14 protein-coding genes are annotated in these 14,482 nt (G+C 73.7%); 5 read left to right on the forward strand and 9 right to left on the reverse strand.

Going from position 1 to position 14,482, the window contains the following annotated elements; genetic code table 11:
* Positions 1-309 precede the first annotated feature (309 nt).
* Positions 310-1,305, reverse strand: a complete 996-nt coding sequence (locus tag NFS20_RS04475) for a helix-turn-helix transcriptional regulator (protein WP_251150509.1) — start codon at positions 1,303-1,305, stop codon at positions 310-312.
* Positions 1,306-1,489: 184 nt separating this feature from the next.
* Here NFS20_RS04475 and NFS20_RS04480 point away from each other — a divergent pair, with 184 nt between their 5' ends.
* A complete protein-coding gene (locus tag NFS20_RS04480) occupies positions 1,490-1,876 on the forward strand; it encodes a VOC family protein (RefSeq protein WP_251150510.1) in 387 nt (128 codons plus the stop codon).
* A 9-nt stretch (positions 1,877-1,885) separates the two neighbouring features.
* On the opposite strand, the gene NFS20_RS04485 is transcribed toward NFS20_RS04480, so the two are convergent.
* The 5 genes from NFS20_RS04485 to NFS20_RS04505 all read right to left on the reverse strand — a co-directional run bounded on the left by NFS20_RS04485 (position 1,886) and on the right by NFS20_RS04505 (position 9,322).
* Positions 1,886-3,052, reverse strand: coding sequence for a resuscitation-promoting factor (locus NFS20_RS04485; protein ID WP_251150511.1), 1,167 nt, complete (start codon positions 3,050-3,052; stop codon positions 1,886-1,888).
* Between the two features lie 192 nt (positions 3,053-3,244).
* Positions 3,245-4,177 (reverse strand): TatD family hydrolase, encoded by a 933-nt coding sequence (locus tag NFS20_RS04490; protein ID WP_251150512.1) that lies wholly within the window; start codon positions 4,175-4,177, stop codon positions 3,245-3,247.
* A 188-nt stretch (positions 4,178-4,365) separates the two neighbouring features.
* Positions 4,366-6,171 carry a methionine--tRNA ligase gene (gene metG / locus NFS20_RS04495; RefSeq protein WP_251150513.1) on the reverse strand — a complete coding sequence of 602 codons (1,806 nt, stop codon included), beginning with the start codon at positions 6,169-6,171 and terminating at the stop codon, positions 4,366-4,368.
* A gap of 263 nt (positions 6,172-6,434) precedes the next feature.
* Positions 6,435-7,760 (reverse strand): resuscitation-promoting factor, encoded by a 1,326-nt coding sequence (locus NFS20_RS04500; protein WP_251150514.1) that lies wholly within the window; start codon positions 7,758-7,760, stop codon positions 6,435-6,437.
* A gap of 302 nt (positions 7,761-8,062) precedes the next feature.
* On the reverse strand, positions 8,063-9,322 hold the full coding sequence (locus NFS20_RS04505; protein ID WP_251150515.1) for a PQQ-dependent sugar dehydrogenase: 1,260 nt from the start codon (positions 9,320-9,322) through the stop codon (positions 8,063-8,065).
* Positions 9,323-9,442: 120 nt separating this feature from the next.
* Here NFS20_RS04505 and NFS20_RS04510 point away from each other — a divergent pair, with 120 nt between their 5' ends.
* Positions 9,443-9,880: a hypothetical protein gene (locus NFS20_RS04510; protein WP_251150516.1), complete on the forward strand. Its 438-nt coding sequence runs from the start codon at positions 9,443-9,445 to the stop codon at positions 9,878-9,880.
* A 40-nt stretch (positions 9,881-9,920) separates the two neighbouring features.
* Here NFS20_RS04510 and NFS20_RS04515 read toward each other — a convergent pair whose 3' ends face one another.
* The gene (locus NFS20_RS04515; RefSeq protein WP_251150517.1) at positions 9,921-11,105 is read right to left on the reverse strand and encodes an aminotransferase class I/II-fold pyridoxal phosphate-dependent enzyme; all 1,185 of its coding nucleotides are present in this window, start codon (positions 11,103-11,105) and stop codon (positions 9,921-9,923) included.
* 235 nt (positions 11,106-11,340) lie between these two features.
* On the opposite strand from NFS20_RS04515, the gene NFS20_RS04520 reads away from it, so the two are divergent.
* Positions 11,341-11,718 carry a VOC family protein gene (locus tag NFS20_RS04520; RefSeq protein WP_251150518.1) on the forward strand — a complete coding sequence of 126 codons (378 nt, stop codon included), beginning with the start codon at positions 11,341-11,343 and terminating at the stop codon, positions 11,716-11,718.
* Positions 11,719-11,766: 48 nt separating this feature from the next.
* Here NFS20_RS04520 and NFS20_RS04525 read toward each other — a convergent pair whose 3' ends face one another.
* Positions 11,767-12,201, reverse strand: a complete 435-nt coding sequence (locus tag NFS20_RS04525; RefSeq protein WP_251150519.1) for a MarR family winged helix-turn-helix transcriptional regulator — start codon at positions 12,199-12,201, stop codon at positions 11,767-11,769.
* Between the two features lie 101 nt (positions 12,202-12,302).
* Between NFS20_RS04525 and NFS20_RS04530 the strand changes: the two genes are divergently transcribed.
* Positions 12,303-12,896: an isochorismatase family protein gene (locus NFS20_RS04530; RefSeq protein WP_251150520.1), complete on the forward strand. Its 594-nt coding sequence runs from the start codon at positions 12,303-12,305 to the stop codon at positions 12,894-12,896.
* Positions 12,897-13,023: 127 nt separating this feature from the next.
* A complete protein-coding gene (locus NFS20_RS04535; RefSeq protein WP_251150521.1) occupies positions 13,024-13,536 on the forward strand; it encodes a septum formation family protein in 513 nt (170 codons plus the stop codon).
* 35 nt (positions 13,537-13,571) lie between these two features.
* Here the strand turns inward: NFS20_RS04535 and rsmI are convergent, their stop codons facing one another.
* Positions 13,572-14,456, reverse strand: coding sequence for a 16S rRNA (cytidine(1402)-2'-O)-methyltransferase (gene rsmI, locus NFS20_RS04540; protein ID WP_251150522.1), 885 nt, complete (start codon positions 14,454-14,456; stop codon positions 13,572-13,574).
* Positions 14,457-14,482: the final 26 nt, after the last annotated feature.

Raw genomic sequence — 14,482 nt, forward strand, 5'->3', positions numbered from 1 at the left:
CGGACCGCGGACGCACGCAGGCGTGCGAACCACGGCGGACGCACCGTGGTGCGACCCGCAGGTCTCGAGCGGCCGATCCGGCTGCCGGCGCCTCCTCGACACCCCTTCCCCAGGGCCCGACGGCGGCGCACCGCCCGACCGTCCGCGTCCCGGCGACCCGACCCGGGAGGGGCGGACGACGGCACGGCTGACGCACGAGCGACGATCGACCGTAACCGATCTGTTATCGAACTCCAAGCAGTACCGCGTTAAGATGAGCGGTTCTGTCCGTTTATCACCGTGAATGTCGCCGCGCTCTCCACGCAGTCCTCACGCGTGGACCCCACCACCCGACGTCCCCTCAGCCGCTCCTCGCCCCGCCGCCCGCACGGCCCGCTCCCCTACCCGGGCCAGCACGCCGCGGAGCTCCGGCGGTTCCAGCACGGTCAGCTCGACCTCGAGCGACAGCAGCATGCCCACCAGGTTCGCCATCGACGAGCCGCCGGTCTCGAGCACGCACGCGTCGGGGCCGTCGTCGGACAGCACCCCCGCGGCCGGCGTGAGCCGCTCCGCCATCACCGCCGCGGGAGCGTGCAGGCGCACGCGCGCCGTGTGCGGCCACGCCGTCGCCCCGACGCCGCGCAGGACGTGGGCGACGGCGTCGCCCCCCGGGACCTCGCGCGGCGCGAAGCGCGCACCGCCGGGCGTGCGCAGCCGGAGCCGGTCCACGCGGAACGTGCGCCAGTCGTCCCGGTCGGTGTCGAACGCGAGGAGGTACCAGCGCCGGCCGACGTGCACGAGGCGGTGCGGGTCGACGGCGCGCAGGCTCGTCGACCCGTCATGGCCGCGGTACTCGAGGCGCAGGCCGACCCGGTCGCGCACGGCCGTCGCGACGTCGGCGAGGACCTGCGGGTCGACCGCCGGCCCGCCGGCCGGGACGCTCACCACCGCGGCCCGCAGCGCGTCCGCGCGGGACCGCAGCCGCGCCGGGAGGACGGCGTCGAGCTTGACCAGCGCGCGCAGCGCCGCCTCCTCGCTCCCGGCCACCGTCCCGCCCGTCGCCGCGCGCAGCGAGAGCACGACGGCGGTCGCCTCCTCGTCGTCGAGCAGGAGCGGCGGCAGGGCCGAGCCGGCGCCGAGGCGGTACCCGCCCGCGACGCCCGGCGTCGAGCGGACCTCGTACCCGAGCAGGCGCAGCCGCTCGACGTCGTTGCGCACGGTGCGCGTCGTGACGCCGAGCCGCTCCGCGAGCTCCGGACCGGTCCAGGTGGCGTGCGCCGGCAGCAGGGCGAGGAGACGCAGGAGGCGGACGGAGGTGTCGAGCACCGTCCCAGTCTCCCGCGCCCGTGCCGAATGCGGAACCGCACGTTCCTCGATCGGTCGTAGCGTCGTCCTCGACGGCCCCGACGAGGGCCTCGACGGTCCGATCCGGGCCCGACACGACGGGACGACGGGCACCCGCCCGACGACCGCCCAGCACATCGAGAGGACGACCACCATGCTGCGAGGGATGGCGACGCTGAACCTGTGGGCCGACGACCTGGAGGCCGCCTCGGCCTGGTACACCACCGTGCTCGGGATCGAGCCCTACTACGTGGTCCCGGGCGGCTACGTGGAGTTCCGCGTCGGGGACCGCGAGGACGAGCTGGGGATCATCGCGCGCTCGTACTCGCCGCGGCCCCAGCCCGAGTCACCGGGCGGCGTGGTCGTGAACTGGCACGTCGACGACGTCCGGGCGGCCTTCGCGCGGCTCCTCGAGCTCGGCGCGACCGAGTACGAGGGAGTCGTCGAGCGCGGCAACGGCGAGGGGTTCGTGACGGCGTCCGTCGTCGACCCGTTCGGCAACGTCCTGGGCATCATGCAGAACCCGCACTACCTGGAGGTGCTCCGGCGGTGATCGGGCCGGTCAGTACCAGCCCTTGGCGACCGAGTGCGACCACGCCGAGCACGGCGTGCCGTACCGGCCCTCGATGTAGCCGAGGCCCCAGGTGATCTGGGTCGCCGGGTTCGTGCGCCAGTCGTCGCCGGCGCTCGCCATCTTCGAGCCCGGCAGCGCCTGCGGGATGCCGTAGGCCGACGAGCTCGGGTTGTCGGCGTCGACGCGCCAGTTGCTCTCCTTGGTCCACAGCTTGTCGAGGCACACGAACTGGTCGTCGCCCCAGCCGCGCTGCGCGGCGAGCGAGCGCCCGACCGCGCGCGCCGACCCGGGGTCCACCGAGACGGAGATGTCCATGGTCCCGACCTTGATGACCTCGTTGCGGGGCTCGGTCGTCACGTTGCGCGTCAGCACGGTGCGGGCGACCTCCGCGCCGCCGAGCGTCTGCACCGCGTACGTCGTGACCGCCTCGCCCACGCGTCCCGACTGGACGACGACCCGGTGGCCCTTCGGCAGGTTGGGGTCCTCGACCTCCTCGGTCGTGAACGGCAGGACCTCCGTGAGCGTGTCCGACGTCGCCGCCGCCCTGCTGACGAGGACGAGCATCCCGTCCACGGCGGCGGCGTCGAGCGGGACGGACGTGTCGTCCTCCTCGCCGAGCACGATCCCCGCGGTCTGCAGCACGCCACGGACCGTCGCCTCGGCCGTCGTGATGGGCATGACGGCGCCGTCGACCGCGATGTGCACCGTCTTGAGCGTCGACACGCGCACCGGCTGGCGGCCGAGCGACGCCGAGCGCGACACGTCGGTCACCGCACCCTCGGCGCGCGGCCCGAGGAACGCGAGCAGCTCGCCCACCGTCCGCGCCGTCGTCGCGATCGTCTGCTCCTGGCCGTCGATCTCGACCACGACGTCGTGGCTCGTCCGGACCACGATCGTCCCGCCGTCGGGCGCGGAGGAGCCCAGCGCGGGCTCGACGAGGTCCTCCGGCGCGACACCGACGTCCTGGTAGTCGAGCACCTCGGCGACCGTGCGCCCGTACGCGGAGACGTCGTAGAGCGTGCCGTCGACGTCGAGGGTCACGCTCTTGTGCAGCGTCGCGAACGCGCCGGTCACCCCGACGAGCCCGACGACGACCACTCCCCGGGCGACGAACCGCTGCACGCGGCGGCGCGTCGTTCCGTCAGGTGCGAGCACGCGGGCGGTCCCTTCTCGGCGGGCCGGGCGTCCGGCGAGCGCCGGGCGAGAGGTTCGGGGCGTCGTCGGCAGACCGCGGACGACGCACGGACCCGACCGTAGCCGAGTCGTGGCCCTGGGCGAAACCTCCCGTTCGTGCCGGGCGTCCGACGGTGCGTGTCAGCGGCCCGTCAGCGGCCCGTCATGGGTGGGTCACCACGGCCCGTAGACCTCGACCGACGTCGCCGCGACGCGGGTGCACACCTCGGCGAGCGGTACGCCGGTCACCTCGGCGACGGTACGGACGGTCGCCGGCAGCACGTACGGGGCGTTGGGGCGACCGCGGTACGGGTGCGGCGTGAGGTACGGCGCGTCCGTCTCGACGAGGACCTGCCCGAGCGGGACCTCGCGCAGCGCCGCTCTCAGCTCGTCGTTGGCGCGGAAGGTCACGGGCCCGGCGAACGACAGGTACCAGCCCTGCGCCGCGCAGGACCGGGCCATCTCGGCGTCTCCCGAGTAGCAGTGGAAGACGGTCCGCTCGGGGGCCCCGTCGCGGGAGAGCACGTCGAGCACCTCCGCGTGCGCGTCGCGGTCGTGGATCTGGAGCGCGAGCCCGAGCTCCTTCGCGAGCGCCACGTGGGCGCGGAACGACTCTCGCTGTACACGCTCGCCCTGCGGACCTGTACGGAACAGGTCCATCCCGGTCTCGCCGATCGCGCGGACCCGCTGGTTGTCCCGGGCGATGCGCGCGATCTCGGCGATCGCGTCGTCGAGCGACGTGGCATGGTGCGGCCGCGGGTCGGGCTCGAGCCCGTCCGGCCCGACCTCCCGGACACCGCCGTGCAGGACCGCCTCGTTCGGGTGGATCGCCACGGCACCCAGGAGGCTCGCCACCACCCCGCCGGCGCCGTGGTCGCCGCGCAGGAGGGCGTCGGTCCAGCGTGCCGAGGGCAGGTCGCACCCGACCTGCACCAGGCGGTCGACGCCGACGGCGGCCGCGCGCTCGAGGTGCGCCGCGACGCTCGGGGGCGGGACGTCGTCGGGCAGCACGTGCGCGATCGAGTCCAGGTGCGTGTGGTTGTCCACCACGGGGACCGGCAGCGGCTCCGGGTCCGGCGGCCATCCCCGCTCACGGCTCTTCGCCATCCATCCTCCTCAGCCGAACCAGCGCCGCAGCAGTTCCGCGGTCACGCGAAGCAGTACGCGGTCACGCGAAGCAGTACGCGGTCCCGCGAAGCAGTACGCGGTCCCACGAAGTAGTACTGCAGCCTCGCGAAGTAGTACCGCAGCCGGGACCGCGGTACTACCTCGCGGAACCGGGGTACTACCTCGCGTCAGGCGTCCTCGCGCAGCCGGTCGAGCTCCTCCTCGACGATCGACTCGTCGAGCTTGGTGAAGACCGGCGTCGGCTTGCCGACCGGCGTCCCGGGCACGACGGCGCGCGGCTGCCACGAGGGGATGCCCTCGCCACCCTGCCCGCTCCGGTAGTCCCCGGTGATGACCGGGTAGTGCCGCGAGTCGTCGTCGAGGTCGGTGACCTCCTCGATGCGCGGCTGCGGCGCGAAGGTGCCCGTCCCGCCGAACGCCTCGTGCACCTGCTGAGCCGAGTGCGGCAGGAACGGCGAGAGGATCGTGTTGAGGTCGCTCACGGCCTGCGTCACCGTGTGCAGCACGGTCCCGAGGCGCTCAGGGTCCGTCTTGAGCTTCCACGGCTCGGTGTCCGAGACGTACTTGTTGACCTCACCGACCGTCTTCATGGCCTCGGCCACGGCGGCGCGCTGGCGGTGCGTCGCGATGAGGTCGCCGACCCGACCGAACGCCGTGGTCGTCGTCGCGAGCACGCCCTCGTCGATCGGGTGCCGCTCGCCCGGGGTCGGGATCTCGCCGAAGTTCTTGTGCACCATGCTCGCCGTGCGGTTCACGAGGTTGCCCCAGCCCGCGACGAGCTCGTCGTTCGTGCGGCGCTGGAAGTCCGCCCACGTGAAGTCGACGTCCTGCGTCTCCGGGCCGGCCGACGCCACGTAGTAGCGGAACGCGTCCGGCTGGTAGCGCGCGAGCATGTCGCGCACGTAGATGACGACGCCGCGCGACGACGAGAACTTCTGGCCCTCGACGTTGAGGAACTCGCTCGACACGACCTCGGTCGGCAGCTGCAGGTTGCCGTACGGACCCGGAGCGCCGCCCTTGTTCCCCCGCCCGTCGTAGGCCAGCAGCTCGGCCGGCCAGATCTGGGAGTGGAACGTGATGTTGTCCTTGCCCATGAAGTAGTACGAGCGCGCGTCGGGGTCGTTCCAGTACGCGCGCCACGCGTCGGGGTCGCCCGTGCGTCGCGCCCACTCGATCGACGCCGACAGGTACCCGATCACCGCGTCGAACCACACGTACAGGCGCTTGCTCGGGTTGTCCTCCCAGCCCTCGAGCGGGACGGGGATGCCCCAGTCGATGTCGCGCGTCATGGCCCGCGGCCGGACGTCGTCGAGCAGGTTGAGCGAGAACTTCAGGACGTTCGGGCGCCACGCGGTCCGGGTGCGCAGCCAGTCGCCCAGCGCGTCGACGAACGCCGGCAGGTCGAGGAAGAAGTGGTTCGACTCGACGAACTTCGGCGTCTCCCCGTTGATGCGGCTCTTCGGGTTGATGAGGTCGATCGCGTCGAGCTGGTTGCCGCAGTTGTCGCACTGGTCGCCGCGAGCGCCGTCGTACCCGCAGATGGGGCACGTGCCCTCGATGTAGCGGTCCGGCAGCGTGCGGCCCGTCGACGGCGAGATCGCGCCCATGGTCTTCTTCTCGACCATGTAGCCGTTCTTGTGCACCGTGCGGAACATCTCCTGCACGACGGCGTAGTGGTTGCGCGTCGTGGTCCGCGTGAACAGGTCGTAGGAGAGCCCGAGCTGCTGCAGGTCCTCGACGATCACCCGGTTGTACCGGTCCGCGAGCTCCTGCGCGCTGACACCCTCCTTGTCGGCCTGGACGAGGATCGGCGTGCCGTGCTCGTCGGTGCCCGACACCATGAGGACGTCGTGACCCGCCATCCGCATGTGCCGGCTGAAGACGTCCGAGGGGACACCGAAACCTGCGACGTGACCGATGTGGCGCGGGCCGTTCGCGTACGGCCACGCCACGGCCGAGAGGATGTGGGTCATGGGGCCCGATCCTAGTCGGCCGGTCCGCGGCGCCGTGCGGCGTCTCGGTGGAGGCGCGCCCGTCCCGGTTCCGGGCGAGGCGGGGCGGGGTGTCGCGGGTCTACCATCCGCCGCTCGTCCCTCGCGGCTCCCGCCAGGCCCACCACGACCCGCGACACCCCGCCCCGCCTCACCCTCGGTGTGCTGCTCACCCTCCAGCGGGACGGCGACGGGCCCGCGACCTCCGCCAGAGGTCGCGGGCCCGCGGCGAGGCGTGCGTCGGCTCAGTACCAGTTGACGGACTGCGAATGCGACCAGGCGCCGCACGGGGTGCCGTACGAGCCGGCGATGTAGTCGAGGCCCCACGCGATCTGCGTCGCGGGGTTGGTGGCCCAGTCGGCGCCCTTGCTCGCCATCTTCGAGCCGGGGAGGGACTGCGGGATGCCGTAGGCGCTCGACGTCGGGTTGTCCGCCGACGGGTTCCAGTTGGACTCCTTGGTCCACAGCTGCTCGAGGCACTGCCACTGCGAGCCGGTCCAGCCGCGCTCGGCCGCCATCTGCTGGCCGATGGTGCGCGGGTCCTTCGGGCGCTCCTTGGTGCCCCGGACGACGACCGCCTCGACGGGTGCCGTGGTGACCTCCTCCGACACGGGCTCGCGCAGCCACTCCTCACCGTCGACGAGCGTGACGTCGGTCACCGTGGTCGTGACACCGTCGCGACCCTCCTGCTCGACGACGACGGGGTCGTCGCTGTAGCGCGCGGCGTCGGTCTTCTCGACGGTCTCGTGCGCGACGGGCGTGGTCTTCTCCTGGCGCTCGACGACGACGCGCTGCACGACGAGCGAGACCGCCGGCGTCTCGGCGGCGGCCGCACGCGTCGCCGCGGCGTCGGTGGCGTCCGCGCTCTCCGCAGCAGGGGCCACGCGCTGCACGCTCACGCGGTCGAGCTCTCCGAGCTCGATGTCCCGGTCGGCGAGGAGGGCGTCGACGCCGACGCCGCCGTCGGGCGCGACCGTGGTCTTCCCGTCGGCGACGACGTTCACCGGTCCGTCGGTGTCGAGGTCGAGGTCGAGGGCGGCACGGTCGCCCGAGCGGGACGCGACGAGCCGGACGTCGCCGCCGCGCGCTGCGAGGGTCTCGAGCGCCTCGTCGGCGTCGAGCGCGGTGAGCCAGACGTCGGACTCCTCGCCGTCGGTCTGGACGGTCACCTGCTTGCCGAGGCGGACGACCACCTCGGCGCCGTCCTCGAGGGACGCGTCGGCATCGGGGGCGACGAGGTCGCGGGAGCCGACGTCGACGCCGGCAGCGTCGAGCGCTCCCTGCACGGACCCGGCGACGGTCGTGACCGTCCGGGTCTCGCCGTCGACGTCGAGCGTCACGGTCTTCTGGGCCTCGCCGTAGGCGACGGCGCCAGACCCGACGAGGGTCACGGCGGTGACGGCGGAGATCGTCGCCCAGCGGCGGCGGCGCGTCACGCGCAGCGTGCGGGCCGTGCGCAGCGCCGTGCGCGAGCTCTGCGCGCTCTCGTGCGAGGGCGGGGTGCTCGGTGTCTCGGTCGGGTCGGTCGGGTTCGCGGGCGCGCTCGTGCGCAGGCGGAAGAGGTTGTGCACTGAAGGTCCAGTCGTCAGGGGTCCCGGGCACGGGCGGTCGACGGAGCGCTGGCTGCGCGTTCTCGGGCACCGGCGTGCCGTGGCACGGGCGTCACCGAGGTCGACCCGCCGATCCGGCGGTCCTCCGGCGTCGTCGCTCGCGGACAGGGCGAGGGACGGCCGCGTCCCGGTCTGGCCGCATACACCCAGGAGGGGTCGACCGCACGACGGGACACTCGACCGTAACCGATTCGTTATCGAAGACCAAACCGGCAGGCCACCGCGCCGCCGTCACCGGACCGCGAAGCGCGGGTCGATCTCGCTCACCCCACCGGCGAGATGCGCACGCGGAGCAGGCGATCGTCGCCGTCGCGCGGCTCGCCCCGCCCGTCCGTGTTGTTCGTCAGCACGTAGAGCACCGCGCTGCCGTCGTCCCCCTGCGGGGTGGCGGGGTCCACGACCACCGTCCGCAGCCGACCGAGGTCGGTGAGCACGGCCTGGGGCGCGCCGAACGCGTCGGGCGACGCCCCGCCGTCGGGCGACGCGAACGGGACGCGCCACAGCATCTCGCCCCGCAGCCCGGCGAGGTACGCGCCCTCGCGCGTGGCCGCGAGACCGCTCGGCGACGCGTCGTCGGTCGCCCACGTCGTCACCGGGTCGACGAACCCGGCCCCGGCACCGCCCGCCCCCTCGACGTCCGGCCAGCCGTAGTTCGCGCCCGGCTCGACGACGTTGAGCTCGTCGAACGTGTCCTGACCGAACTCGCTCGCGAGCATCCGTCCCGTCGCGTCCCACGCCAGGCCCTGCACGTTGCGGTGACCCAGGCTCCAGACGGGCGACGCCGGGTCGGGGTTGCCGGGAGCAGGAGCGCCGTCCCCGGTCACGCGCAGGATCTTGCCCGCGAGCGACGCCGGGTCCTGGGACGTGCCGCGCTGCTGGGCGTCCCCCGTCGCGACGTAGAGGTACCCGTCCGGACCGAACGCGAGCCGACCGCCGTCGTGCGTGCTCGCGGCGGGGATCCCCTGCACGACCGGGGTCAGCGCCGACAGCTCGCCGCCCGTGAGCGTCCCGCGCAGCACCTCGTTGCCGCCCTGGGCCGTCCGGTGGACGAACACCTCGCCCGGCGCGTCGCCGTCGGCCGGCCCGACGGCGACGCCGAGCAGCCCTGCCTCTCCCCCGGTCACCGTGCCGTCCCGCAGCTCGTCCGCCCCGGGTCCACCGACGGGTGCGACGGCACCGGTCGACGGGTCCACGACGACGAGCGCACGCTCGTCGCGCAGCGACACGAGCAGCGTCCCGTCCGGCAGCGGCGCGAGACCCCACGGCGCGTCCAGCCCGGTCGCGACCTCGGCGACCTCGACCCGGACCTCGGGCACGACGACGAGCCCGGGCTCCGCGGACGCCGTGGGGGTCTCGGGGGGCTCCGGCGGCGTCGACGTCTCGGCCCGGGTCTCCGTCGCGCTGCCCGACGGCGTCGGCGTGTCCCCACCCGTCCCGTCGCCCGTGCACGCCGCGAGGAGGGCGACGAGGACCGCGCCGGCCACGCCGAGGCGTGCGTGCGTCGTCCCGGGTCGAGGTGGCATGGCTCCATCGTGACCCCGGCGCCGCGGAGCCGCACACGCTCGTCGCGCGGATCACGTGATGCGCGTCACACTGGAACCACAGGGGTGTGATCCGCACGCCCGGGCCCGAAGGAGGCCGCCATGCACCCGAAGGTGCTCAGCTTCGTCGTCGCCGCGATCGCCTACGGCATCACCCTCGTCGTCGCGAACCTCGTGCTCGGCGGCATGCACATGAGCTGGCTGTGGGGGATCGTCGCCGTCGCGCTCTTCACCGTGACCATCGCCCTGCTCCGCCCGCTCGTGGTCCGGCTCCTCGGCAAGCACGTGCACGGCTGGACCTGGACGCTCGGCCTCGTGACCGTGCTCGGGTCGTTGATCGTCACGACCCTGCTCTCGCCGTCGAGCGGGTTCGACATCGACGGGATCTGGACGTGGGTGTGGGCGACGCTCATCGTGTGGGTCGGGACCGTCGTGTACGACCTCGTCGACGACCGGGCCGTCGCCGCCGCGGGTCGCCGCGTGGAGCGGCACCGGCAGGGACGCCGCGGGCAGACGCCGCCGACGGCCGCGACCGCCTGAGCGTCGCGCCGCAGGTGGACGTCCTGGGCGCGGGTGCGGGCTACTGGAGGCGGGTTAGGCCGCGCTTGAGGCCGCGGACGGCCTGGCCGATGCGGTGCTCGTTCTCGATGAGGGCGAACCGGACGAACTCGTCGCCGCCCGGGCCGAAGCCGACGCCCGGGGAGACGGCGACGTCGCACTCCTCGACGAGGTGGGTCGCGAACTCGATCGAGCCCATGTCGCGGTAGGGCTCGGGGATGCGTGCCCACGCGAACATCGTGCCGCCGGGCTTGTGGATGTCCCAGCCGATGCGCTGCAGGCCGTCGTAGAGGGCGTCGCGGCGCGACTCGTAGACGGACGAGATCTCCTGCGGGTGCTCGCTCGCCTCGTTGAGCGTGACCGTCGCGGCGATCTGGATCGGCTGGAACGTGCCGTAGTCGAGGTAGCTCTTGAGCTTCGCGAGCGCGCCGACGACGTCGCGGCGACCCACGAGGAACGCGACGCGCCAGCCCGCCATGGAGAAGGACTTGGTCATCGAGTAGAGCTCGACGGCGACCTCGCGCGCACCGTCGCACTCCATGATCGACGGCGGGCGGAACCCGTCGAACGTCATGTCGGCGTAGGCGAGGTCGTGGACGAGCACGACGTCCTTGTCGCGCGCCCAGTCGACGAGGCGCTGCAGGTCCTCCTTGGTCGCGACGGTCGTCGTGGGGTTGTGCGGGAACGACAGCACGACGACGCGCGGCTTGGGCCAGCCCAGCTCCCACGCCTCGATGATGCGGTCGATGTACCCCGCGGCGTCGGTCCCGTCGCCGATGGGGACCTGCCGCGCGTCGGCGCCCGCGAAGTACGGGCCCCAGATGTGGATGGGGTAGCTCGGCGTGGGGACGAGCGCGACGTCGCCGGGCTGCAGCAGCACCCACATGAGGTGGCTGAAGCCCTCCTTGGCGCCGATCGTCGAGATGATCTCGGTGTCCGGGTCGAGGCTCACCCCGAACCGGCGCTGGTAGAGCCCCGCCACGGCCTCGCGCAGCTTGGGGATGCCGCGCGACGCGGAGTAGCGGTGGTTGCGGGAGTTCTGCGCCGCCTCGGCGAGCTTGTCGACCGCGATCTGCGGGCTGGGCAGGTCCGGGTTGCCGAAACCGAGGTCCACGACGTCGCGACCTGCTCGGCGTGCCTCGATCTTGAGCCCGTCGATGATCGTGAAGACGTAGGGCGGCAGACCGGGGATCCGGCGGAACTCCATCGCAGTGCTCCTGCTCGTCGGGGTGCCCGCGGTGCGCGGGACTCGGGTCCCGGCAGCGTACGCCCGCGAGCCGTGGTCCGGTCGCGGCGTCCACGACGCCCGCCCCTGCCTGTCCCCGTCCGCCGTGCTGCCCGCACAGCCCTGTCGCCCCCGTCGCGCGCCCCCTACGGTGAGAGGCAGCCGAGACCGCGACGTCGCCGAGGACGCCGGGCTCGCACCCGACCGAGGAGCTCCCATGCTGGTCCCCTACCTGACCGTGCACGACGCCGCCGCCGCGATCGACTTCTACGCCCGCGCGTTCGGGGCCCGGGAGACGGGCGAGCGCTGGGTCGAGGACGACGGCCGCGTCGGCTTCGCCGCGCTCGAGGTCGGCGACGACACGTTCTTCGTCTCCGACGAGTACCGCGAGGTGGGCGCGTACGCCCCCGCGACGGTCGGGCACTCGACCGTCGCCGTCGTCCTCGGGGTCGACGACGTCGACGCCACGTACGCGGCCGCCCTCGCCGCCGGCGCGACACCCGACCGCGCGCCGAGCGACCAGGGCGCGGAGCGGCGCGGCTGGCTCGTCGACCCGTTCGGCCACCGGTGGGCGCTCGAGTCGCCGGCCGGCTGACCCGGACCGCCCGGCTCCCGCCGGGCGGAGCCGCGCCCGGCGGCCACGTCACCCGCCGGACGACCACCCGAGGTTGCGCGCCATCTGCTGGAGGGTCGCCACCGTCGTCGCGTACCGCTCCGGCGACACGCCCTCGGCGACGCGCTCGCGCGACCGCGACACCGCGTCGAGCAGGTCGTGGTACGCGTGGTTCCCGGCGAGCGTGACCGACAGGCCGGCGTCGGACCGCGCCACCCACCCCCGGCGCACGAGGTCCTCGACCTCCGCGCTGACCGACGCCGCGTGGCCGCCCCCCGCCGCGCCCGTGAAGGGTGACAGCACGCCGTCGACGGCGGTCTCCTCGCTCACGCCGTCACGGATCGTGTTGAGCACCTGCCAGTGCCGGCGCGTGAGACCCGTGTGCTGGAACACCTCGTCGAAGCTCTCGTCGATGAGCCGGTCCACGAGCTTGAGCCAGTAGCCGATCGGACGGTCGGTCGTCATGGGTCCTCCACGCGGTGCTCGGGCGTCCCCCCACTGTGGCACCACCCGCGAGGGCGCGCCCGGCGTCCCGTACGCCGGTGGACGGTGGCAGAGTGGACGTCATGAGCGAGAGCACGCGGGCGCCGCGCCGCGCCCTGATCGTCGTCGACGTCCAGCCCACGTTCTGCGAGGGCGGCGAGCTGGGGGTCGAGGGCGGGAACGCCGTCGCGCAGCGCATCGCCGCCCACGCGCGCGACCACCGCGACCGGTACGACCTCGTCGTCACCACCCAGGACTGGCACGTCGACCCGGGCGAGCACTGGAGCCCGGCGCCGGACTTCGTCGACACGTGGCCGCCGCACGGCATCGCGGGCTCCGCGAACGCCGAGCTCCACCCGGCGCTCGCGGACCTCGCGCCGGACGTGTCCGTGAAGAAGGGCGAGTACCAGGCCGCCTACTCGGGCTTCGAGGGGGTCGACGTCGCAGGCCACGCGCTCGCGGACCTCCTGCGCGAGGCCGGCGTCGAGTCGGTCGACGTCGTCGGCATCGCCGAGTCCCACTGCGTCCGCGCGACGGCGCTCGACGCCCACGCGCTCGGCCTCGACACCCGGGTGCTCACCAACCTCACCGTGCCCGTGACGCCCGAGCTCGGCGCGGCGGCGCGCGAGGAGCTCGCGGCGGCCGGCGTCACGCTGGAGGCGAGCGAGGCCGCCTGAGCGCACCCGCCCGGGAGGCGCCCCGGGTGGCATCGCAATGCCCTCCCGGCACGTGGGTGCGTGCCACTACTCTTCGGCGTGCTGCCGTCCGCACCGTGCCGACGGCCACGACACACGGAGCGACCTCATGCCGCGCTTTGCCCTGCGCACCCCTGCCGCCCTCCTCCTCGGTCTCGCCGTGCTCGGCACGAGCGCGTGCGGACTCCTCCCGGGCTCGGAGCCGGTGCGCGACGAGTCCGGCGCCATCACCGAGGCGGACACCGACGCGGACGTCTTCAGCCTCGCCGTCGGCGACTGCACCAACGACGGGGACGAGGCGGAGAGCACGGAGGCCGCGGAGATCGCGACCGTGTCCGTGGTGCCGTGCGACGAGCCGCACGACAACGAGATCTACTCCTCCCACCTCCTCCCGGGCGACGACTACCCCGGGGAGGAGACCGTCCTGCAGACCGCCGACGAGGTCTGCCACGAGGCGTTCGCCGGGTTCGTCGGCCTGGCCTACGAGGACTCGGTCTACGACTTCTGGCCCATGTACCCCACCGAGGCGAGCTGGGCGCAGGACGACCGCGAGGTGCTGTGCCTCGTCTACCACGGCGACCTCGAGCCGGTCACCGGCACCCTCGAGGGCATCGCCGGCTGATCACGCCGATCACCCGCTGACCGACGCCGCGGCGCTCACCCCTTGCGGGCCTCGAGCGCCGCGGCGTAGAGGTCGCGCTTGTGCACCCCTGCGCCCGTCGCGACGTCCGCGACGACGTCCTTGAGCCGCTCCCCGCCGTCGACGCGCGCGAGCACCGCCGGCACGAGCTCGACGACCGGGACGGGGCCGCGCGCGGGCGCACCGCCGACGACGACGCAGATCTCCCCGCGCAGCTGCTCGGCCGCGGCTCGCTCCGCGAGCTCGGCGAGCGTCCCGCGCAGCACCTCCTCGTACGTCTTGGTCAGCTCGCGCGCGACGGCGGCCGGCCGGTCCGCGCCGAACGCGTCGGCCATCGCCGCGAGCGCCTCCGCGACGCGGTGCGGCGCCTCGAAGAACACGAGCGTGCGCGGCTCGTCGACGAGCGCCGCGAGGGTCCTCGACCGGTCCCCGGCCTTGCGCGGCAGGAAGCCCTCGAAGCAGAAGCGGTCGGTCGGCAGGCCCGAGAGCGCTAGGGCGGTGAGCACGGCGCTCGGACCGGGCGCTGTGGTCACCGGGACGCCCCGCTCGACCGCGCGCGCCACGACGCGGAACCCCGGGTCGGACACGCTCGGCATCCCGGCGTCGGACACGACGAGCACGGTCCCCCCGCCCTCGACCACGTCGAGCAGGTCGTCGGCGCGCTCGGACTCGTTGTGCTCGTGGAAGCTCGTGACCCGCCCGCCGACCTGGATGCCGAGCCGGCCCGCGAGCCCGTGCAGCCGTCGCGTGTCCTCGGCCGCGACGACGTCGGCCTCGGCGAGCAGACGACGCAGGCGCGGGCTCGCGTCCTCGGCGTTGCCGATCGGCGTGCCCGCGAGCACGAGGTGACCCGCCTCGCGGGGTGTCGCTGCGGCGTCGGGCAGGTCGGTCGCGGGGCTCATGGTGCCCAGGGTTCCACACGGGCGAC

The organism is Cellulosimicrobium sp. Marseille-Q4280 (genome assembly GCF_943181405.1).
In the GTDB taxonomy this organism is placed as follows: domain Bacteria; phylum Actinomycetota; class Actinomycetes; order Actinomycetales; family Cellulomonadaceae; genus Cellulosimicrobium.